At 67.6% G+C, this 18,907-nt stretch carries 27 protein-coding genes; 24 read left to right on the top strand and 3 right to left on the bottom strand.

Annotated elements, in window-relative coordinates:
- The first annotated feature begins 14 nt into the window (after positions 1-14).
- The 6 genes from ACIP98_RS21110 (at position 15) to ACIP98_RS21085 (ending at position 3,844) form a co-directional block, all read left to right on the top strand.
- Positions 15-1,517 (top strand): hypothetical protein, encoded by a 1,503-nt coding sequence (locus ACIP98_RS21110; protein ID WP_401977327.1) that lies wholly within the window; start codon positions 15-17, stop codon positions 1,515-1,517.
- Positions 1,514-2,122 carry a hypothetical protein gene (locus ACIP98_RS21105; protein WP_401977325.1) on the top strand — a complete coding sequence of 203 codons (609 nt, stop codon included), beginning with the start codon at positions 1,514-1,516 and terminating at the stop codon, positions 2,120-2,122. Before ACIP98_RS21110 ends, ACIP98_RS21105 begins: the two co-directional genes overlap by 4 nt.
- Before the next feature lie 11 nt (positions 2,123-2,133).
- The gene (locus tag ACIP98_RS21100; RefSeq protein ID WP_401977323.1) at positions 2,134-2,580 is read left to right on the top strand and encodes a hypothetical protein; all 447 of its coding nucleotides are present in this window, start codon (positions 2,134-2,136) and stop codon (positions 2,578-2,580) included.
- Positions 2,580-3,305 (top strand): hypothetical protein, encoded by a 726-nt coding sequence (locus ACIP98_RS21095; protein ID WP_401977322.1) that lies wholly within the window; start codon positions 2,580-2,582, stop codon positions 3,303-3,305. The genes ACIP98_RS21100 and ACIP98_RS21095 overlap by 1 nt, the downstream gene beginning before the upstream one ends.
- An 82-nt stretch (positions 3,306-3,387) precedes the next feature.
- Entirely contained in the window at positions 3,388-3,558 is a 171-nt protein-coding gene (locus ACIP98_RS21090; RefSeq protein ID WP_401977321.1) for a hypothetical protein, read from the top strand.
- 97 nt (positions 3,559-3,655) lie between these two features.
- On the top strand, positions 3,656-3,844 hold the full coding sequence (locus tag ACIP98_RS21085; protein WP_401977319.1) for a hypothetical protein: 189 nt from the start codon (positions 3,656-3,658) through the stop codon (positions 3,842-3,844).
- A 272-nt stretch (positions 3,845-4,116) separates the two neighbouring features.
- Here the strand turns inward: ACIP98_RS21085 and ACIP98_RS21080 are convergent, their stop codons facing one another.
- On the bottom strand, positions 4,117-4,542 hold the full coding sequence (locus tag ACIP98_RS21080) for a hypothetical protein (protein ID WP_401977318.1): 426 nt from the start codon (positions 4,540-4,542) through the stop codon (positions 4,117-4,119).
- A 490-nt stretch (positions 4,543-5,032) separates the two neighbouring features.
- Between ACIP98_RS21080 and ACIP98_RS21075 the strand changes: the two genes are divergently transcribed.
- The 9 genes from ACIP98_RS21075 (at position 5,033) to ACIP98_RS21035 (ending at position 11,910) form a co-directional block, all read left to right on the top strand.
- Positions 5,033-6,244 (top strand): sensor histidine kinase, encoded by a 1,212-nt coding sequence (locus tag ACIP98_RS21075; RefSeq protein WP_401977415.1) that lies wholly within the window; start codon positions 5,033-5,035, stop codon positions 6,242-6,244.
- 233 nt (positions 6,245-6,477) lie between these two features.
- Complete coding sequence (locus ACIP98_RS21070; protein WP_401977316.1) at positions 6,478-7,317, top strand: hypothetical protein; 840 nt, start codon at positions 6,478-6,480, stop codon at positions 7,315-7,317.
- Between the two features lie 571 nt (positions 7,318-7,888).
- Positions 7,889-8,287: an OsmC family protein gene (locus ACIP98_RS21065; protein ID WP_401977314.1), complete on the top strand. Its 399-nt coding sequence runs from the start codon at positions 7,889-7,891 to the stop codon at positions 8,285-8,287.
- A gap of 273 nt (positions 8,288-8,560) precedes the next feature.
- A complete protein-coding gene (locus ACIP98_RS21060) occupies positions 8,561-9,307 on the top strand; it encodes a DNA-methyltransferase (RefSeq protein ID WP_401977312.1) in 747 nt (248 codons plus the stop codon).
- A gap of 76 nt (positions 9,308-9,383) precedes the next feature.
- The gene (locus tag ACIP98_RS21055) at positions 9,384-9,821 is read left to right on the top strand and encodes a hypothetical protein (protein ID WP_401977311.1); all 438 of its coding nucleotides are present in this window, start codon (positions 9,384-9,386) and stop codon (positions 9,819-9,821) included.
- A 679-nt stretch (positions 9,822-10,500) separates the two neighbouring features.
- Entirely contained in the window at positions 10,501-11,004 is a 504-nt protein-coding gene (locus ACIP98_RS21050; protein ID WP_401977310.1) for a DUF4326 domain-containing protein, read from the top strand.
- A complete protein-coding gene (locus ACIP98_RS21045; protein ID WP_401977308.1) occupies positions 11,001-11,339 on the top strand; it encodes a hypothetical protein in 339 nt (112 codons plus the stop codon). Before ACIP98_RS21050 ends, ACIP98_RS21045 begins: the two co-directional genes overlap by 4 nt.
- Positions 11,339-11,737, top strand: coding sequence for a hypothetical protein (locus tag ACIP98_RS21040; protein WP_401977306.1), 399 nt, complete (start codon positions 11,339-11,341; stop codon positions 11,735-11,737). Before ACIP98_RS21045 ends, ACIP98_RS21040 begins: the two co-directional genes overlap by 1 nt.
- Positions 11,734-11,910, top strand: a complete 177-nt coding sequence (locus ACIP98_RS21035) for a DUF6011 domain-containing protein (protein ID WP_401977305.1) — start codon at positions 11,734-11,736, stop codon at positions 11,908-11,910. Before ACIP98_RS21040 ends, ACIP98_RS21035 begins: the two co-directional genes overlap by 4 nt.
- Before the next feature lie 104 nt (positions 11,911-12,014).
- On the opposite strand, the gene ACIP98_RS21030 is transcribed toward ACIP98_RS21035, so the two are convergent.
- Positions 12,015-12,332, bottom strand: a complete 318-nt coding sequence (locus tag ACIP98_RS21030; RefSeq protein WP_401977304.1) for a hypothetical protein — start codon at positions 12,330-12,332, stop codon at positions 12,015-12,017.
- Positions 12,333-12,560: 228 nt separating this feature from the next.
- On the opposite strand from ACIP98_RS21030, the gene ACIP98_RS21025 reads away from it, so the two are divergent.
- The 4 genes from ACIP98_RS21025 (at position 12,561) to ACIP98_RS21010 (ending at position 15,287) form a co-directional block, all read left to right on the top strand.
- A complete protein-coding gene (locus ACIP98_RS21025) occupies positions 12,561-13,100 on the top strand; it encodes a hypothetical protein (RefSeq protein WP_401977302.1) in 540 nt (179 codons plus the stop codon).
- Positions 13,101-13,174: 74 nt separating this feature from the next.
- Entirely contained in the window at positions 13,175-14,074 is a 900-nt protein-coding gene (locus tag ACIP98_RS21020; protein ID WP_401977301.1) for a hypothetical protein, read from the top strand.
- Positions 14,075-14,183: 109 nt separating this feature from the next.
- Entirely contained in the window at positions 14,184-14,408 is a 225-nt protein-coding gene (locus tag ACIP98_RS21015) for a MerR family transcriptional regulator (protein WP_360901542.1), read from the top strand.
- Positions 14,409-14,528: 120 nt separating this feature from the next.
- A complete protein-coding gene (locus tag ACIP98_RS21010) occupies positions 14,529-15,287 on the top strand; it encodes a GIY-YIG nuclease family protein (protein ID WP_401977299.1) in 759 nt (252 codons plus the stop codon).
- A gap of 244 nt (positions 15,288-15,531) precedes the next feature.
- Here ACIP98_RS21010 and ACIP98_RS21005 read toward each other — a convergent pair whose 3' ends face one another.
- Positions 15,532-16,785, bottom strand: a complete 1,254-nt coding sequence (locus tag ACIP98_RS21005) for a VWA domain-containing protein (RefSeq protein WP_401977298.1) — start codon at positions 16,783-16,785, stop codon at positions 15,532-15,534.
- 127 nt (positions 16,786-16,912) lie between these two features.
- Between ACIP98_RS21005 and ACIP98_RS21000 the strand changes: the two genes are divergently transcribed.
- The 5 genes from ACIP98_RS21000 (at position 16,913) to ACIP98_RS20980 (ending at position 18,898) form a co-directional block, all read left to right on the top strand.
- Positions 16,913-17,221, top strand: coding sequence for a hypothetical protein (locus ACIP98_RS21000; RefSeq protein ID WP_401977297.1), 309 nt, complete (start codon positions 16,913-16,915; stop codon positions 17,219-17,221).
- A gap of 183 nt (positions 17,222-17,404) precedes the next feature.
- The gene (locus ACIP98_RS20995; protein WP_401977295.1) at positions 17,405-17,782 is read left to right on the top strand and encodes a hypothetical protein; all 378 of its coding nucleotides are present in this window, start codon (positions 17,405-17,407) and stop codon (positions 17,780-17,782) included.
- A complete protein-coding gene (locus ACIP98_RS20990) occupies positions 17,779-18,060 on the top strand; it encodes a hypothetical protein (RefSeq protein ID WP_401977294.1) in 282 nt (93 codons plus the stop codon). The genes ACIP98_RS20995 and ACIP98_RS20990 overlap by 4 nt, the downstream gene beginning before the upstream one ends.
- Complete coding sequence (locus tag ACIP98_RS20985) at positions 18,057-18,254, top strand: hypothetical protein (protein ID WP_401977292.1); 198 nt, start codon at positions 18,057-18,059, stop codon at positions 18,252-18,254. The genes ACIP98_RS20990 and ACIP98_RS20985 overlap by 4 nt, the downstream gene beginning before the upstream one ends.
- Positions 18,254-18,898 (top strand): hypothetical protein, encoded by a 645-nt coding sequence (locus ACIP98_RS20980; RefSeq protein ID WP_401977291.1) that lies wholly within the window; start codon positions 18,254-18,256, stop codon positions 18,896-18,898. The genes ACIP98_RS20985 and ACIP98_RS20980 overlap by 1 nt, the downstream gene beginning before the upstream one ends.
- The last annotated feature ends 9 nt before the right edge of the window (positions 18,899-18,907 follow it).

The raw sequence follows: 18,907 nt of genomic DNA, 5'->3' as shown, positions 1-18,907 counted from the left end.
CCAAGGAGGCCCCGGTGTACGGCCCGCTCGGCTGGACCCAGGAGCACCCCATGCGTACGGCCGCCGGCCTGCTCGCCCTCGCCCTCCTCGCCGCACTCGTCCACCTCGCGCGGCGCCGCGCCCGCCGACTGCGCACCCCGGATGCGCACCCCGCGCACTCGGATGCGCAGCCGACCACCACACGGGAGCGCACCCCGACCGCCGTCGTCGTCGCCGCGATGGCGGCCGCCGCCTGCACCGCCTACAGCGGCGACACCTCCTGGCGCTTCGCCGAGGACCACCTCGGAATGCACTCCGTCCGCGAGCGCGCATTCCTGTTCTTCGCCGCCGAGCTCGCCCTGTTCGCCTGCGCACTCATGGCGCAGCGCAACCTGCGCACCCGCGCGACCCCGGGTGCGCCCGGCATCCTGGTCTGGGTCATCACCATGGTCCAGGTCATCCCCGCCTACACCGAGACGGAGGACATCTGGGGCGGCACCGTCCGAGCTTTCGTCGGCCCGGTCCTGGCCGCCGTGCTCTGCCACCTCGCCCTCGGCCTGGACCTCTGGCACGCCAAGCCCGGCGCGCTGTCGGCCAGCCTTCCCGCGGTCATCCTCCGCGAGCTCCGCGAGCGTCTGCTCTCCCGCCTGGGCCTTGCCGTGCGCGGCCGCGACGCCGAGCAGATCAGCCGTGACCGCGCCACCGCGACCGCCGTACGGCTCGCCGCCCGCCTCGAGCACACCAAGCGGTTCGCCGGATTCACCCGCCGGCGCCTGGCGGCCGCGGTCGCCCGCGCGCAGGTCGGCCAGGACCCGGCTCAGCGTCAGCAGCTGCTTGCGCAGCTCGCCGCCCGCCGCACCGCCGGAGAACTCGCCACGATGGAAGTGACGTCGCCCTGGGTGCAGTCGGGCCCCGTGCGCCCTGCCACGATGCGCGCACTCGCCCACCAGGCGCTGACCCGGATGCAGCCGATAGACGCCGTCCGCACGGTCGCCGCCGCGCACCCGCACGCCACCCCGGGCGAGATCGCATCCCTGTGCACCGCAGCCGGAGTGGTCGTGTCCGAGGCGCAGGTGCGCATCGCACTCGGCCTGGGCAACCCGCCCGCACCCGTACCTGCGGATGCGGGGGAGAGGCTCGTCCTCGACTTGGCGCCGATGCCCGAACCGCACCCCGCTGTCGTCGCGGCCGCCGTCGCAGCGCCACGCCGTGCGGCCGCCGTCCACGCCCGCATCCCTGCCGACATGGGCCCGGCGGATGCGGTCGGCGCACCCGAGGATGCGCACCCGGATGCGGATGCGGCCGTGTCGGATGCGCAGCCGGGTCCGGATGCGTGCCCGCCCGACGAGGACGACCAGGAGGAGACCGACGACCTCCTGGACGAGGCCCGGCGCCTCGACGACGCCATCCGCGCCGGCGGCGGCCGCGGGGCATCCCGGGGCGCCACCCTGCGCATCCTGCAGCGCGAACTACGCATCGGCCAGGCCCGCGCGCAGCGCCTGCAGCGCCTCCTCAAGACGGACGGGGAGCAGCGATGACCGGGCCCGGGGAGGACGAGCTCGGCATCCGCCGGTGGCTTCGCCGCCGCGGCCTCGGCACGACCCCCACCGAGCCAGCCGCAGAAGCCGCGGCCCCGGAGCGACCGCGGGACTGGCTCGACCGCCTCTACGAAGACCCGGCCCCGCCCGCCAAGGAGCCCGTAGCGAAAGGGGAGGAGCCGGTCCGCTGGTACTCCCTCAAGCGCCGCGGCGACGACCAGCCCAAGGAGCCCGCTGTGCCCACGACCGTGACGATCGACCAGAACGGCCACGCCTCCCAGATCGTCATCTCCCAGCCGGCCGCCGCACAGCGGCCCGCGCGGCACGACCGGCGCCGCGTGAACCCCATGTGGGCCGCCTACCACGGCTCCTGCGCGTTCGTCGGCCGGTGGCTGGGCTTGGAGCAGGCCATGAGCCACGCCGCCGATGCCCCCGGCCGCGCCGGCCTGGGCACCGCGGTCGGCCTGGTCATCGTCACGTTCGTCATCGCCGCATTCATCCGTGGGATGCGCATCCCCGAGCCGCTGTACCCAGTCGTGAACTGGGTCGCCCGCATCCCCGTGTGCACCGCCGCCCTCGCGCTCGCGCTGCACGCCCCCCGGTGAAAGGACCCCTCGTGTACATCGCATCCGCCAACAACGCCGCCTTCGGCGCACTCGGCGCCGGCGGCCTGGCCCTGTGCATGGCGGTCTTCCTGATCCTCGCCGTCCGGGGGAAGGGCAGGGTCAAGCTCACGCACAACCCCGCGCTCATCTTCGGCTTCCTGGCCGGGACCGCATTCAACGCGGCCGGCCAGATGTGGGCCAACCCTCAGCAGCTCACGGAGCAGGGCCTGCAGGGGATCGGCGTCGGGGGCGGCCACCACCCGTTCGGCAACGTCACCGTCGGCGCAGCCTCACTTCTGCTGCTGATCATCATGCTCTGCGCCAAGATCACCCCCCTGTTCGGGGCGATCCTCGGCATCGCCTCCGCCTGCGTCTGGCCCCTCGCCGGAACCGACACCATCTGGAACGTCCCCGTCGACCTCGCCGCAGGCGTCCTGATGATGTTCGGGAGCGGCTGATGCGTATCTGGATCGCGATCTGGCAGGGCTCCAGCCGGATGGCCGCAGCCTTCTGGGACTGGGCACTGACGACGCCGCTGCCGCGCCTCGGGGGAGTGGTCGTGCTCGCCCTGGTCGTCAACGGCCTCCCCTTCACCGGCCACATCGTCGGTGCCGGCGTCGTCGCCTGGGTCCTCATGGCGATCGTCCTCGGCCTACGCGAGCCACTGCCCGACCTGTCCAAGCTCCGCCGCACCAAGGGCAAGGCCCCCGAAAGCCAGGCCAAGCCGGCGGGGGAGAGCAGCGGGAAACAGCCCGAGCAGCCCGCGGGGGAGCAGCAGCCGACACCCCTGCCGGAGCTCTCCCGCGACGAGCTGGGGGAGTACCTGCGGGCCCTCCTCGGCCCCACCGGGGGAGTCCACCTCCTGGCCCTCGCCAAGGCCCTGTCAGGGGTCACGGGGAGGACCTGGGAGACCCGCGACGTGCGCGACCAGCTGGCCCGCGTGGGCATCCGCGTACGGGCCGGCGTGCGGGCCCCCGGGGTGGGCGTACGTGAGGGCGTCCACCGCCGGGACATCCCACCCGCCCCTCCCCCTGACCAAGAGGAGGCCCCTGACGGCGTTGTTGCCGCAGGTCAGCCCGGCAACAACAACACCGGCAACACCTCGCGGCTCGTCGGCGGGGAGTGGCTGACCTACCAGGAAGACCCCGACAACCCCCACCGAACGATCATCAGCCGCAAGTAGCCGCCGGGACGGCCGTAGTAGCTGGCAGGCGTGGCGGCCGCCCCGGGACACCCATCACCACCAGGAGACAGGCACCACCATCATGGCCAAGAAGCCCCCCGCCACAACCGCCCTCCGCCGCCACGTCGACCAGCACGGCAGCGACCCTCGGGCCTGGAGCCCGGAGCAGCGAGCGCAGCACGCCGACCTGTCGAACGCTGCGATGCGCGAGCAGGCTGGCCTCCCGGCGGACCCGCCCGAGGACCGGCGGTGACCGCCGGCCAGTCGGCCGCCGCCCGCGCCGCCGAGATCCGCCGCGCCCTGGTGGCGCAGCTTTCTGTCGTCCCTTGGTTGGCTGGAGCTGGGCGATAGTGCCTGGCGTATTGGCGCCAGGGGCGCGGGCCACCGCCGCCCTACTCAAGCCCCTCGCCGGGCGCGGCTGGCAGATTCTGACCGAGAACACCACCCCCACCGATAAGGGCCGTGTCCGCGTCGTCCTCCTCGCGGCTGCGGCCGAGCTCAAGGACGCCCAGTTCGAGCGCCGGGCATGGACGGCGTAATAGTGCGCCCAGCTCAACCTGCGCGATGCGCAGACAGGTTGGCCTCCCGACGCCGCAGCCCGAGGACTAGACGACGATCACGTGCAGAGTGGCGGATTCTGTCGCCCGAGCGAGGCGAGTTGCGCCGATTCGTCATTGCCTGAGCCCCATTACCGTTGCTTTCTTGGGCAAATTACCCCGACGCTGGAGGGCGAAGGGCCGCACCCGTGGTGGGTGCGGCCCGGTATGACGATGTTGCCAACGTCAACAGGCTTGCCTCGACATGCAGAGGATTACCACATCTTCAAAGAGGCGTTGTTGTTATACGTGTTGGTGAGCGGCCCCACGCTCAGATACGCACCCTCGCCGGGGTAGTTGAACGAGTCATACGCGCCCATGAAGTTGCTGTTGTAGTAGACGCGGGCGTGGAAGAGACCGAATACGGAGCCGGACGTACTGGAGGCAAATTTGGCAGAGGCGGCATTGTTCCACACGCCCTGGCCATAGCCGTTGTTGGTGGTGCCAATCTTGTTGAACGTGGACCCGTCGGCGAAGGAGGCGACGCTTGCGTCGAATTCGCGGAAGGCCCCCTGCTGGTTGGAGTTGAAGTAGAGGCAGAAGGTTGGCACCGAGCATGTGGCGGCACTGGCGGCGGGCGCCGCTACTCCCACCAAGCCGGCAGACAAGGCAATTACCGCGACGGCACTGCTGATCTTCATAAGGTTCCCTCCCCGTATGGCGGGCGCACACGTGTGCGACCGGGACGCGTAGGAACTTAGGTACAGCGCAGCACCGCGTCAAGCGATCTTGGCATTCCAAAGGTCGCCTTCAAGCCATTCGCTGTAGGGCGAGTGCGCGGTCCGATCTATAGGGGGTTGCGAGGATTGTCGCAGAAGTGCATGCCATACGAATCAGACATGCAAGCGTAAAAACACCATATTCTCGCTTACTCCTGTCGCCCGTGGGGCGACGAGCGACAGGCCCTGTCCCCTATTGTCCCTGTGGGCAGCCTGTCCGGATGTAACCCTCAGGCCTGCCGTAGAGCGTCTGAGGAGTTGAGCAGGTATCCGGGCCTTTACAGAGGACACATGCCATCACGTGCAGCATGTCGGGGTTGAGTCGTCGGCCGTCAAGGAGCTACGTGCCTCGCAGTGTATGGACCGCGCCTACAGGTTCCGCCGCTTCCTCTCGAGCGAGGCGGGCGAAGCCATGACCAAAGATGTCTTCAAGGAGGGGCGGACTCCCGATTTTTCGCTGCGCCCGACGATCCGGATACGCCTTACGCTCCTGTACGGCGGGATGTTCATGATCGCGGGCATCCTCCTTCTGACGCTCATTTATGAGCTCAGTTTCCAAGCGCTTCAGCGCGGCAGTGAACCCCTCTTCACGCTTTTGCCAGGAAGCACCGTACAGCTCACTAGCGACATGTGTCGTGGTCTCCAATCGGGACAGTCCGCCTCGCAAGCGAACGACATACTGAGTCAATGTATGCACAGGCAGCGGGAGATGGCCCTGGACGTATTGCTGCGCCGGTCAATTTTTGCCTTGCTTGGCCTGAGTATTATCGCTTTCGCCTTCGGTTACGCCATGGCAGGACGTGTTCTCTCCCCGCTTGGCCGGATCACCCGGACTGCCCGCCAGGTGGTAGCCAGATCCGACTTGGCCCGCCGGATCGAACTGGATGGCGTGGATGACGAGCTGAAACGGCTCGCTGACACCTTCGACGAGATGCTGGAGCGCCTGGAGCGGTCTTTTGACGCCCAGCGGCGCTTCGTTGCCAACGCTTCACACGAATTGAGAACGCCGTTGGCGATCTCGCGCACGCTCTTGGAGGTTCAGCTCTCGGATCCTGGGGCGCCGGTGGAACTCCAACAATTGGGCAAGACCCTGCTGGCTACCAACGAGCGCAGCGAGCAACTGGTCGAGGGACTGTTGCTTCTCGCCCGAAGCGACAATGAGATCGTAGACCGCAAGCCAGTTGAACTCGCAGAAGCTGCCGACCGAGCGCTAGAACAGACCCGCAGCGAGGCTGAGAGCAAGGGTCTGGTGTTGCGTAGCACGCTAAGAAAGGCCGAAGTTCGGGGGAACAAGTTTCTGCTAGAGCGCATCGTTTTGAACCTCGTTCAGAACGCGGTCCGTTACAACGTTCACGACGACGGCTGGGTGGAGATTACTACCGGCACCCTGAACGGTCAGGCGGTCCTGGAGGTCGCCAATACCGGACCGCAGGTGCCGGCCTACGAGATCGACAACCTCTTCGAGCCGTTCCAACGCCTCCGTCAAGAGCGTACGGGGAGCGACAAGGGCGTTGGCCTCGGCCTGTCCATCGCGCGATCCGTCGCGCGCGCCCACGGCGGCCGAATCACCGCAGAACCCCGCGATGGTGGCGGCCTCACGGTCCGTGTCAATCTGCCCATCTGACACCAGAAATCATTGCGGGATTGCGGAATCAACCATGGTGCACCACGACATACCACCTAAATAAATTAAGCCGCCCTTGACCCTAAAGCCCATACGCTGTAAAATTCCAAGAATTTCAATCTTCGTCTATACAGGGTCGGCAGGCAACGGGTGTCAAGGGCCTACGAAAAATAAACCTTGCGACACCTGGACGCCTATCCGACATGTCAACCGAACGGCGATCGAGGAGCTCCGTGAGACGGCCAGCTGTCTTCGCAGTAAGCGGTATAATTCTACTCACCGCATGTTCATCCGAAAATTCACCACAAAAACATGAGACCATTAAAAGCGGGGAAATTAACTCGGCGGGTACCCCTTGGTCGGAGAAGTCACATCTCCCGATCGAGGAGTTCCTTCTTTCGAGCGAGGACGCATACAAAATCTCAAACGCTAAGAATATGGCCATCGAAGATTGCATGCATGCGAAAGGAGAAGAGTCCTTCAAGATGCCGGCTGCCGTAAAGCTACCCACTCTCCTAGAGAGAAGGTACGGGCTCAGCAACCTGGCGGAAGCCGAAAAGTACGGGTACGCGTTCCCGGAGGGCACCCCTGCCCCTTCCCCCGGGCCGCTGACCTCTCGCCAGAAGGCCCTTCTTGGAGACCGAGGTAAGCCAGGCGGGTGTTACGTGATCGGAAGTTCGAAAGTCACTGGTCGAGCAGATAAAGCGACGGCTACGAGTCCTCATGCTGACAAAATTCAGTCGGAGTCGTGGCGGAAGTCATTCGTTGATAGTCGGGTCCAGTCCAAGTTTGAGGAATGGTCCCAGTGTATGAAATCAAAAGGCGTCCCTTATAAGACCACCATGGATCAACCCGAGAAGAATGTCCCTATGGAGATCCAAAAACGGATAGCGTCCGATGCCGTTGTTTGCGGCCTTTCAACGGGAATTCTGGATGAGTGGCTACATGTCGAGTCTGAAATTCAGGAGAAGATGATCAAGGGTGACATCTCTGCACTCGCGAAGGAGAGGGGTGAAATTCAGGCACAAATCAAAAATGCGGATAAAGTTTATAAGCTGCACAATATCCGGTGATGGTCCATCGATACACTCGGAAGGGTGATGATCTTCCATGGATTCAGAGATTCGACGCCTCATGGAAGGGGCGACTCAAAATTACGTCGTCGACACGGATGCTCTCGTAGATGGCGGCCTGAGGAGAGGACGAAAAAAACGGACAAAGAGAATTCTAGCTGCCGCAATCGCGGCCGGTTGTGCGGCACTTGCCCTATGGGCTCTAATTGCTAAGGGCTAAGAAATGGGCGCCCGCAGCGCTCGACTGGCCGCGCGGTTGAATGGCCGAAGTGGGGACATACCCCCGCAGGGCGGCGCCCCGGACCCCCTCCGAGGAGATCCGGGCCGCTGTCCGTGCGCTCTGAGGCCGCCGGCATCTTGCGCGGCCGTCCGCCCCTGCGATCCAACCCGCCGCGAACTGCTTGATGGACTTGCGTGTCCACACCGGCCGCGAGTTGGGCTCAGCGACCGGCTTCGGGAAGTCGGCCCGCGCCCCGCTTCTCACCTCGGCCCGCCCTCCGCCGCAAGCCCGAATCGCCTGCCCGCGAATTCGGGGCAGGCCATGATGGGTCACGACGAGAGGGGGCGGGTTATGGACGAGCGGTTCACAGTGATGGCGAGCGCGGGGTCGTATCTGTCGGAGGGCGGCGAGCATGTCCGGCTGCCCCACCGCTGGACGCCCGGCGGGGTCGAGGTGAGATCGGCGTTCACCGGCGGCCACGTACTGAACCTGGCAGTGGCGGCGTGCGTGCTCAACGACCTCTACCGGGAGGCCGAGGCCGCCGGGCTGGAGCTGCGCGGCGTACGGGTGCGAGCGGAAGGCGGCTTCGACCCCTCCGTATGGCGATCGACCGGCATCTCCTACGCCGTGGAGATCGACAGCGACGAGCCGCCGGCGCGCCTCGAGGCGCTGATCGCCGCCGTCGACGAAGTCGCCGAGATCCCCCGCGCCCTGCGTCAGGGCGCCGCGGTCACCCGCTCGGCGGGCTGAGCCGCTTCACGCTGGAGCGCTGCTGCAAGGCGATGGCCAGCCCCGTGAACTCCACCGTGCACAACCGCGCGCCGCGGTCCCGCGGGCGGCAGACCGCCCCCAACTGCTACGCGCCGTGCTACGCCACTGCCCGCCGACCGGGTGTCCGCCCGCAGCGTGTCGAACACCCCTCCAACACCGCAGCGTCTCGAGCACCCCCATGCTCCAGCACGACGTGCACCGACCCGCTCGCCACCAGGGCGAAAGCGGCCCGCACGCGAAGGGGGAACCACCATGCCAACCTGGAAACTCCACCACGGCGACGCCCTGACGATCCTGCCCACCCTCACCGCACAGGTCGACGCGGTCATCTGCAACCCGCCGTACAACTCCGGCGGCCGCACCACCACCGAACGCACCACCCGCACCGCCCGCGCCAAGTACCTGACCGAAGGCGGCCGCCACGCCGTGCCCGACCTCGCCGACTTCGCCGGCGAAAACCGCGACCAGCGCGCCTGCGCCTTCTGGCTCTCGCAGGTCCTCGCCCACACCCACCGCATCGTCCGCCCCGGCGGCGCCGCCCTCGTCTTCACAGACTGGCGACAGCTCCCCACCACCACCGACGCCCTCCAAGCCGCAGGCTTCACCTGGCGCGGCATCGCCGTCTGGAACAAGCCCCTCGCCCGCCCCCAGAAAGGCCGGCTGAAGCAGGACTGCGAGTTCATCGTCTGGGGGAGCAGCGGCGCCATGATCCCCGACAACACCCCGGTCTACCTCCCCGGCCTCTACACCGGCAGCCAGCCCCGAGGGAACGCCCGGCAGCACATCACGCAGAAGCCGGTCGCGGTCATGCGCCAGCTGGTGCGGATGGTCCCCGAGGGCGGCACCGTTCTCGACTGGTGTGCAGGCTCCGCCACCACCGGCGTTGCCGCTCTCCTTGAGGGCCGCAACTTCATCGGCATCGAGGAGTCCGTCCGCTATGCCGACATCGCCCGTGAGCGCCTGGCTGGCGTCACTCCGCCGCTACTCCGCACTCGGTAGACCCTGTTGGGCTATTTTCATGCAGCCAAGCAGTGAGCCGCCTAGATTGGGCATCTCGCACAGGGGAGGTGCGGAAGTGGACGTGCTGCTGATCGGGGCTGTAGTCGGCTCTGTCTTCGGAGCTGGCAGCGTACTTGTGTTCCTGCAACTGCAACGAAGGCGCGGCCCCAGGAAGCCTGAACCTGACAAGGTACGACATTTCTTCCGGAGCGGGTCCAGCTTCTATAGGGCAGGTCTATGGGCCCACGTGGTGGGAACGGCGGATCAAGTGATCAGCGACGTTAGAGACCCCGCGGTTGGCACGGGCTTCATCATGATCGACCTCGCGAAGTCCGACGTCTGGGATCGTCCTGCCCCCGACCTCGTCGAGATCACGCAGAACGAGGACACCGGGGCGGCCGTTCGTCAGCTGGCCGGAGGCTTTGACACCTTGTTTCGCGCGCTCGGCCCGCCCCCTGACGGCCTCGCGGGGCTCGAACCGATGCACGGCGGAGGCGGGGGGACGGAACGATGACGCAGGGACAAGGCACCGGGACCCCTGCCCCGCAGCCCACGGGTCTGGAAATTGCCATGCAGTGGGCAGCGTTGCCTCCAGAGCACCTTCAACTCGCCCTGAAGGCGCTGGAGCCTCAACTTCGCCGAGAACATGAGGCGCGCATGGCGAAGGAGAAGGCAGAAGCAGATCTTCAGCGCGCCCGGCTGCGCGTCGAAGCCGAGCAGGCTCAGGCCGGTCGTACGCACACGCTCTATCTGGCTGGACTCGTTGCCGGATTCATCCTCAGCGTTGGAATGCTCGCTGGCGCCGTCGTTGTCGGTTTGGACGGACAGGTGTGGTTAGCAGGCCTGCTCTGTGGGCCCTGCGTCCTCGCACTAGCGAGCCTGTTCGTCTTGCGCCGCACGGATGCCTCACAGACGCAAGCAGCGGCTCAGGCACACCGACAGATACTCAACGCCGTGAGCCCCCCTCCGGGGTAGCTGCCACCGATACCCGGTGATTCGTTGAGGGAGTGAGGCGCCATCCCCCGGCGCCGAACTGGTGGCGCGCCACGCAGCACGGTCGACTGCGCTGGCGCGCCACCCCTCGCCCGCCGGAGTCCCCATTGAGTAACCCTCGGAACACCTCGTTCCGCGCCCCTCGAGCACCGGATGAAGCACATCGAGGACGCCACCCGCGTCGACCAGCGAGGCCGCTGATGCCCGACCGCATCGTGTCCGCGCCGCTCCACACGCCCCCCAGCGCCGTCGCCGTCTTCGAGGCCCCGTGGGCGAACCCGTTCTACTGCCTGACGGACTCGAGCGCGGGCCGCTACGCCACCGCCGCCGAGCTCCGGACGTTCCTCCGGACCCGCCGCCGCATGCCGCCCGGCTGGTCCGACCCCGGACTCCTGTACCCCAGCGACGAGCAGATCCGCGCCGAGCTCGGCGGCCGTGACCTCGCCTGCACCTGCGCCGAGGATGAGCCCTGTCACGGCCTGGTCCTCCTCGAGGTCGCCAACCCGCGCCCTACCACCCCCGACGAGCCTCACCCCGAGGGCGGCACCCGCTTCACGGTGAAGCGCTGCTGCAACGGCTGCGGCGAGGTCCTGGGCGACGTCACCGCGTGGGAGATGCACCTCGCCGTGCACTGGTCCGTGCCGCTGCCCGACGTTCGCGACGAATGCCCCACCTGCACCCCGGTCGCGGTGGCGGAGCGATGACCGAAGGCCGCCCAGGTCTGGGTACCGCAGAACGATTCGCCCGGTACGCGCACCAGCCTCCGGCGTGGCTCAACGGCGAGGACCTGGACGACTGGCACCGAGGGCGCGCGCGCCGCTACGCCGACACCGGCAACTGGACCGCGCGCAACCGGGCCCGCTGGGACGTCTGGTTTCTGGCCTGCACCCCGGCGCAACGCAGGCGCCTGCGCAAGAAGCTTCGCAGGAGCGGCGAGACCGGCCCCGAAGGACCCCGGCCAGCGCGTGGCCCCGAGTCCTCCTTGGTCCTGTACGACGAATGCCCCGTTGGCATCCCGACCCCTGCGGAGCCCACCTGATGATCATTGAATGCGGGCAGGTCTTCGCCTCCTGCCGCCCCGGTACCCACCGTCGCCTGCGGATCCAGCGGTACGCCCCCGGCGACGCGTCCGCGTTCGTCGTCGACGCCGAGACCGGCCATCACCCCCGCCACATCCTCACGCGCGTCCTGCACCCCTCGCCCCGTCTGGGCAACGGGCGGCCGCGCCGTACCGGGTACGCCCTCGTCCCGGCCGCGACGAACCCGGTCACCCTCGAGCGGATCGAGGACGCCCTCCGCTCCGTCCCCATCCTCCTCGGGCCCAACGCCCTCGAGCTGCTCCGCGACGGCGGCGCCGTACGCCTCTCCGGAGGCGAGTACACCGCCATGGCCCGGGCCGTCCTCGAGCTACTCCCGTCGACCGCGGCCGCCCCGTGAGCGGGCCACCCCGCCGGCGCGCACGGTTCTGCGGGAAGTGTGGCCGCGACCTCAAGAGCGACGCCTCACGCGGACGCGGGTACGGACCCGAGTGCTGGCGCGCCATGGGCGGCGGCCGCCACAACGTCGACCAGGACGCCCTACCCCTCGACCTGGAGGACGACGATGCCTGACCCCGTGGCCGCCCTGCAGACGGCACTCGACGAGCGGAGGTCGGCGCACGGGTCTGTGTGCTGTTGGCGAAAGCGGTTCGCGGTCAGGCACGAGAACCGTTGAGTCAGCCTCGGCGTGCCCCGTTTCTTTGGCTACCTCCGGACGACTGGCCGATCCAGGTCACGAGGAGGCCGATCAGAAGGATCACGCTGCCGGTCAGCGAGCCCCATTGATGGGACCACGGATTGTCAATCAGCACGACGAAGATCCAATGCCAGCTGAGGGAGGCAGCAACAATCAGCTGGCCGGAGCCGTAGAGGCGCGGCCGACGCACGTAGCGTCGGCCCCACGGGGGTATCCAACCGCAGACGACTGCTGCAATACCGGAAGCGGCGATGAGTGACGTCAACAAGGCAAGCGGTATGGCGATGTAGAGATTCACGATCCCCTCCGGTTGCGCCAGATCTAGGCCTGACGGCCGCATGATCATCGCACCCCACTGAATGGGCGTCCACAGTCCGCCGAAACACTTCGATGCGCGACCATACTGGGAGTGGGAACGGAGCTTGCGGCACGAAGCTCAGCAGATGCCGGCGACGACTATCGAACGCATCGTCACAACCCTGTGACGCTCCGGCGCCGCGCCCGGCCGTAGCGGCAGCATCGCGCCATGAAATTCCGCACCCTCCTCACCGCCGCTGCCGCGCTCACTGCCGTGGGCATCACCGGCTGCAGCTCCACCCCCGGCACCCAGGCCGACAAGCCCCGCCCGGCAGCCGCCACGGCCACGCCGTCAGACCTGGGAGACCTCGTCGTCCCGGACCCCACCGGAACTGCCCCGAAGGCAGCCCGCGAAGCAGCAGCCAAGATCCTCCGCGCCAGCAACGACCACTACCGGAGCCTCCTGGACGAGGGCCGCAACGCCTGGGGAACGCCCGACTTCGGCCCCTGGCAATCCAAGGCCATGAACGACTTGAGCTACCTGGACGCCTTCCGCAAGGCCGACGGACACTTCGACGCGACCAACGAGCCCGCCGGCATCCGGAACTGGCAGGGCGACATCGCGACCGTCGGCGATGCGATCAACCAGTGGGCGCAGCAGAACACCCTCGACAATGCGCAGAAGTCATCCATGCCCGAGCCCAAGGACGTCACCACGGCCCTGGGCAAGTGCGACGCCGACGTGCGGGCCGTACTCGCCGGGAAGTAGCGCGGGGCGCCGCCACAGAGGGCCTGTTGATCGTTTAACGGGGTGACACCGCACACTCTGCCCCGGGGGCCCCCATGCCCACTCCCGCCCTCTGTCCCGGCTCCTGCAACACCGCGTGGCGCCGAGCCGAACACGCCCTCGCCGTCAACGGCACCCCCCACGACATCCCCGCGTCGTGGGGCACGCCCGTTCACTGCCCTGGCTGCGTCGAGCGCACCCGCCGACAGCTCTTCGAGCTCCCCAACCTGCTCTACGCCGTCGGCCGTGAGCAGCTCCACGCCACCCGCGCCCCGTCGGTCTCCACCACGCACAGCGCGCCGACCGACACCACGCCCTGGCCCGGGCAGTCCGCCCGCCTCCTCATCGACCTCGTCGCCGGAGGCCTCCTCGAGACCGCGGCCGAGCTGCTGCGCCTGCGCGGCATCAACTCCGACCGGCTCCTGGCCAACGGGGTGCGGGAAGAGAGGCGCACCAACCGGGCCGTCACGATCCTCGAGCGCCACCTCGAGTGGCTGCTGCAGGAGCACCCCCTCGCCACCGAGTCCCACGAACCGACCCGCACCGGCACGGTCGTCATCGCCTCCGGCAACCCCGCCGCGCAGATCGCGCACTGGCACCGCGCCATGGTCCGCTTCACGCACCAGGACGAAGCCCACGCCGTACAGCGCCTCGCCCCCTGCAAGCGCTGCGGCGGCCCCTGGCTCGCCGAGGCTCGAGACCTGCGCCTCGTCAACGGCCTGCCCTACATCGAGTGCCAGAGCCCCGACTGCGGCGCCCTGCTCACCCAGGCCGAGTACCACGACCACGTCCGCAGCCTCATCGGCGACGTCCCCACCCCAGCCCCCGCCCGGCGCCCCGTGACGGCCGACGTCGTCGACCGCCAGGCCGTCGACGACGTCCTCCGCGGCGTCCTCACCGACGACCGCCCGCCACCGCGTCACCCGGACGACGCGCCCGGAGAAACCGCAGCTTGAATGCATCGCCGAGTTTCGCGTAACTTTGGGGGCGTCTCCGGCGTGCCCGGAATCAGGAAGCCCCACCTCACCGTGGGGCTTTTGTGTTTTCACCACTCGGAGGTGACACATGGTCGATCTATCCGTTGATCTCCACAGCACATACTGGAGCGTCGCGCAGGCAGCCGAAGCCGCCGAGGTGAAGCCCGGCGTGATCCGCCTCTGGAAGCACCGCGGACATCTCATGCCAGCAGCGAAGGACGACCATGGCCGTCCGCTCTTCCTGGCAGTGGACGTCATCAGGGCGGAAAAGGCAACGCGGCAGCGCGCCCGCAGAACCTACGCAATGAGGTAAGCCCCGGTAGAATTCGGGTAATTGGAACCCCGGCGAGTGCGCTAACACTCCCGGGGCCTGGCCGACGCTATAGGGAGCGCCGAACAGATGAATAGTAGCTGGATTGCGCCCACAGGCAGGATGCGCATCCACGCCGAGGACGAAGGCACACGCCCGAGCGGCGCAGCACTCCTCGCGCTCGTGGACACCACAGACCCCGCCTTCATGCACATCGCCGCAGCCCTGCGGGAGGCCCGCGACAGCGGCATCAAGCTGACCGAGGAGACCGTCAGGGAATCCGTAGAGACCGGCCGTCGACGTCAGGCCAGCGAGCAGCCGGCGCCGGTAGCGACCGAGCCGGTGACTCCAGACTTCCCGTCGATCGTCTACTACGTGCTGCGCGGGCCACTGGTCAAGATCGGAACCACCATCAACCCGGCCAGCCGATTCGCCAGCCTCATGCCGGACGACATCCTGGCCGTCGAGCCAGGTGACCGTCTCGACGAACGCCAGCGCCACCTTCAGTTCAGGCACCTGCGCGTCGGGACCTCGGAATACTTCCAGCAGGCCGACGACCTCACCGCCCACGTCCGGTCCATTCGCTGCGAGTACGGCGCCCCGAACCCGGACTGGCCCACGACGAAGAACCTCAACCGCTCACGCGCCGACTTCTTCCCTCAGCCGCCGTCGGCGACGTCCCCAGACATGGTCACCCTGGGAGAAGCTGCCGACGCCGTAGGCGTGCGGCGCGGCACTGTTAGCGGCTGGATCTACCGCAACCTGCTCGCTCCCGTCGGGAAGAGCGGTCGGGGACGTCCTCTCTACCTCCTGGACGACGTGAAATTCCTGGCAGACCGCAGCGCCGATCTGACGCGCTCACGAGTCGTGCGGCCCCAGTAGGCCCGCCACTCCCACCTGCTCCGGCCCGCAGCCGTCCTCGCTCGGCTGCGGGCCGGGGACCGTCCGTCGCTGGAGTCGCCGAGGGTCGTCACTGGCGGCGGACATCCAACATCTCCCGCTGCCCGGAGTCGTTTTGGGAGGCGGCCCGCCCCAGTGGGGACCTGGGGCTGATCCGGGCAGCGGGCTAACCGACCCTGGATCGCGGTACATAGCGTGAGCGGACCCGCGCGGGAACGTCGCGGGCCTAGCGAAGAATTCCTGCGTTACGTGCGACCCTGAGCCAGTCTGGAAACTCTTTCATGAGGCGGTCGTACAAGGCGGCGTCCGAGCGCGCTTTAGGGTTTTGACCGGCTCCGAAGTACCCGGCATTGTCTACTGCGCGTCCACCAAGTGTGTCTAGGCTGCGGAGAAAACGCAGGTCGCGACTCAGGCCAAAGCCAACGAACTGCCAGAAGATCGGTAGTTTGCTGGATGCGCGTAGGAGGGCTCGCGTTTCCTCTCGATCAAACGGATCTCCGTCGGTCTGGAAGATGACGAAGGCGGGGTCGGTTGAGCGAGTCCTTCTGTAGTGATTAATGACGGCGCTCATGGCGGGTGCGAAACACGTGCCACCCCACTCGAGTTTCTTGTGGAGGGCATCGATGCGTCCCGCGTAGTTGGTGAGGCTGACGTCGGACACTAGATCAACCTGATGCGAGAAGACCACCAGAGGTACGGTGCCGTCGTCATCCAGGTTTGCTGAGAGGCCGAGAGACTGTTCGGCGAGATGCTGCATGGTGCCGTCTCTGTAGAAGCCGGTCATGCTCGCAGAATGATCCAAAACTAGGTAAACGGCTGCGCGCTGGCCAATGATTCCATTCTTGGTCAAGCTGACTTTCGCGGCCTTATAGAGGCTTACGAGCCCTGGTGCCGACTGTTGGACCTTTTCGAGGCTAATGGCCGACGCGGCGCCAGTTGCCGGCAGGTCGGAGGAGGATGTAGTGGCTGCCGGTGTGGTGTGCGCGTCGTCGTCAACAACCACTCCGAAGTCCGTCGCCAGACCCGCAAGTCCGGTATCCCAACCCTGGCCGACAGCCCGAACTTTCCATTGCTGCGCGCGTCGGTAGATCTCGACCAGCACTGCAACGGTCTCTTCGTGAATGAACGGAGGGGGCGTGAAGGTGAGCCGAGCGTTTCCGCAGTCGATGACCGCTTGCGGAGTGTTGTCTGCATGGAAGTGCGTGTTCTTGCGCTGTGGATCGACGCTGGCGACGATAGCGACCCTATCCACTGTGGACGGGAGCGCTGCGAGATCCGTTCTGATGGACTGCCCGTCCAGGGCGACGCCGTCCTGGGCGGGATGGTTGTAGAAGACCAGATCGTCGTCGGTGCGCACCTTGCCTGCCTCGGACAGGAGCACGGCACATACGTCGATGCCCCCTGTGGCAGTGGTGATGGTCACCCGGCACGCGTTGCCGGGAAGTGAGGCATTGCCGCCCTTGGAAAGTGTGGTCGTCATGACGCCCTCCTAAGGACACGTAACTTATGCCGCGACAAGTCACGTTGCAGGGAAAACGTCACATTCGCTGCTTGGTCAACTGCCGCGCGCGACGTCTGCGCGGCCCCGTCCCAGGAGAACCCTCCACATGTCCGAGCCTTTGATCTTCCACCCGCCCCCGGCAGCCCCGCCCCTCGGCAGCACGGTCCTGTACCGGCTGTCAGCCGACGACGTCCGCGCCATCAGCCGAGAGCGCGACGAGAAGAACGCCCGAGGCAACCCTGTCCGGGCCGGCGAACAGTACCCCGCGACCATCGTCCGCGTCTGGGGCGAGACCCCGAAGGCCGCCTGCAGCCTCCACGTCCATCTCGACGGCTCCGACCTGTACTGGGCGACCTCCCGGCACCTCGGCGATCAGAACGGCAACTGGTCCTGGCCGCCAAGGTCCGGTGCCTGATGGCCGCAGCCGGCGCATACCTCGTCCAATGCCCTGAATGCGACGTGGAACTCCGCGTCCCGCTCACGCTCCGGATGCCGGAGAGGCCGGTCGTTCCGGCCCCTGATGGTGCGATCACGCTCGTCCTCGCCGCCGACCTGTCGCCGGTCCACGCGCACGTCGACGAGCACCTGGGGGTGAGCGATGGGCAGGACGCCGGTCCTAGGTGACACCGTCCACTACCAGGCGTACGGATCAGCCGACGGCCGCTTCGGCTCCGTCTGTCGGACCGCCCTGGTAAGCGAGGTCGGCCAGTGGGTCACCAAGCGGACCGACACCGACGACGAGGGCACCACCCGCACCCTCCACCAGGTCTGGGAGCCGGAGGCCATCGCTTGCACCGTGCTCAACCCCACCGGGCAGTTCTTCCACACCGCCTGCCAGCACAGCGAGGGCGTACGCCGCGGCGGGACGTGGCACTGGCCCGAGCAGCCACCCCACGGGTTCCGTGACGTCGTCCGGGACGAGATCCGTCACGAGCTCCTGCGCCAGCGCCTCGACCTCTCAGGGACTCGCGGATGAGCCGGGCGGACGGCCGCCGCAAGAAGCGCGCCTTCGTCACCTACGTGCTCGACGGGCCGCCCAAGGAGCGGTACTGCGGCCAGGCCGCGGCCGTTGCCCGCCGGCGGGCCCGCGCCGTAGACGAGGAGCAGCACGTGCCGAAGAACAGCCCAACGACCAAGCAGCGCGCCCGCGAACTTCAGGCCGCCAGCGGCCGTCGCTACACCGAGTGCCTCGCCGAGGTCAGAGCCGAGGAAGCCAAGCGCCGCCGACAGGCCGCGGCGGGGGAGCCAGAATGAGCGCCGGCCGCGCGGACGTCCCGCTATCCACCGAGCTCCACATGGTCATCACCAGGGCCGACGGCACCGTCGAGGACCAGGGCGTCGTCTCCGCCCAGTACCGCAACCCGGTCCGCCAGGCCTGGTGGCAACTCGTCGGCCGCCGGCTCGCCAACCGTCGTATCGCCCGATCCAACCGCCGAAGGAGGACCTGATGGGCGCCGTCATCACCAGCAAGGGCCGCGAGATCATCGCTGGCCGCATGCGCGGATCTTCGCCGACCCAGGCGGAGCCGCTCAACCTCGCCTGGGGCAACAACCCCGCCGGCCTGACCGCCGCCGTCACCGACGTGGCCCTCTTCAAGGAGGCCACAGAGTCCCGCGTCGCCGGCACGTCGTCCCTCGTCACGGGGACCACGCCGAACGACACCTACCAGGTCACCGGAACCTTCACCGCGGGCAGCGGGCAGACGATCTCCGAGGTCGCCCTCTCCGACTCCGCCTCGAAGCCCACCGCCGTCGACAGCGTCCAGGCAGGCTCCGCCGTCATCGGCTCCAACTCGGCGACCACGCTGGTCGTCGCCAACGGCGCGAACTTCTCGACCAACCAGTACATCCAGGTCCGCACCGAGGTCCTGAAGATCACGGGCATCAGCACCAACACCCTGACGGTCACCCGCGCGCAGAACGGCTCCGCCGCGATCTCCACCATTGCGTCCGGCGACACCGTCACCGGCGGCAACATCCCCGGCGTCACCAACGTGACGAACGGCAGCCTGTTCTTCCACGCCGACCACGGCGCCCAGACCCTCTCCTCCGGCGACCAGGTCTCCTACACCCTGACCACTAAGTTCTCCTGACCCTGACAG

This window comes from Streptomyces sp. NPDC088354 (assembly GCF_044753585.1).
Classification (GTDB): Bacteria; Actinomycetota; Actinomycetes; order Streptomycetales; family Streptomycetaceae; genus Actinacidiphila.
The sequence above is the reverse complement of the archived record's forward strand: the minus strand, read 5'-3'. Positions and strand labels throughout refer to the sequence as shown.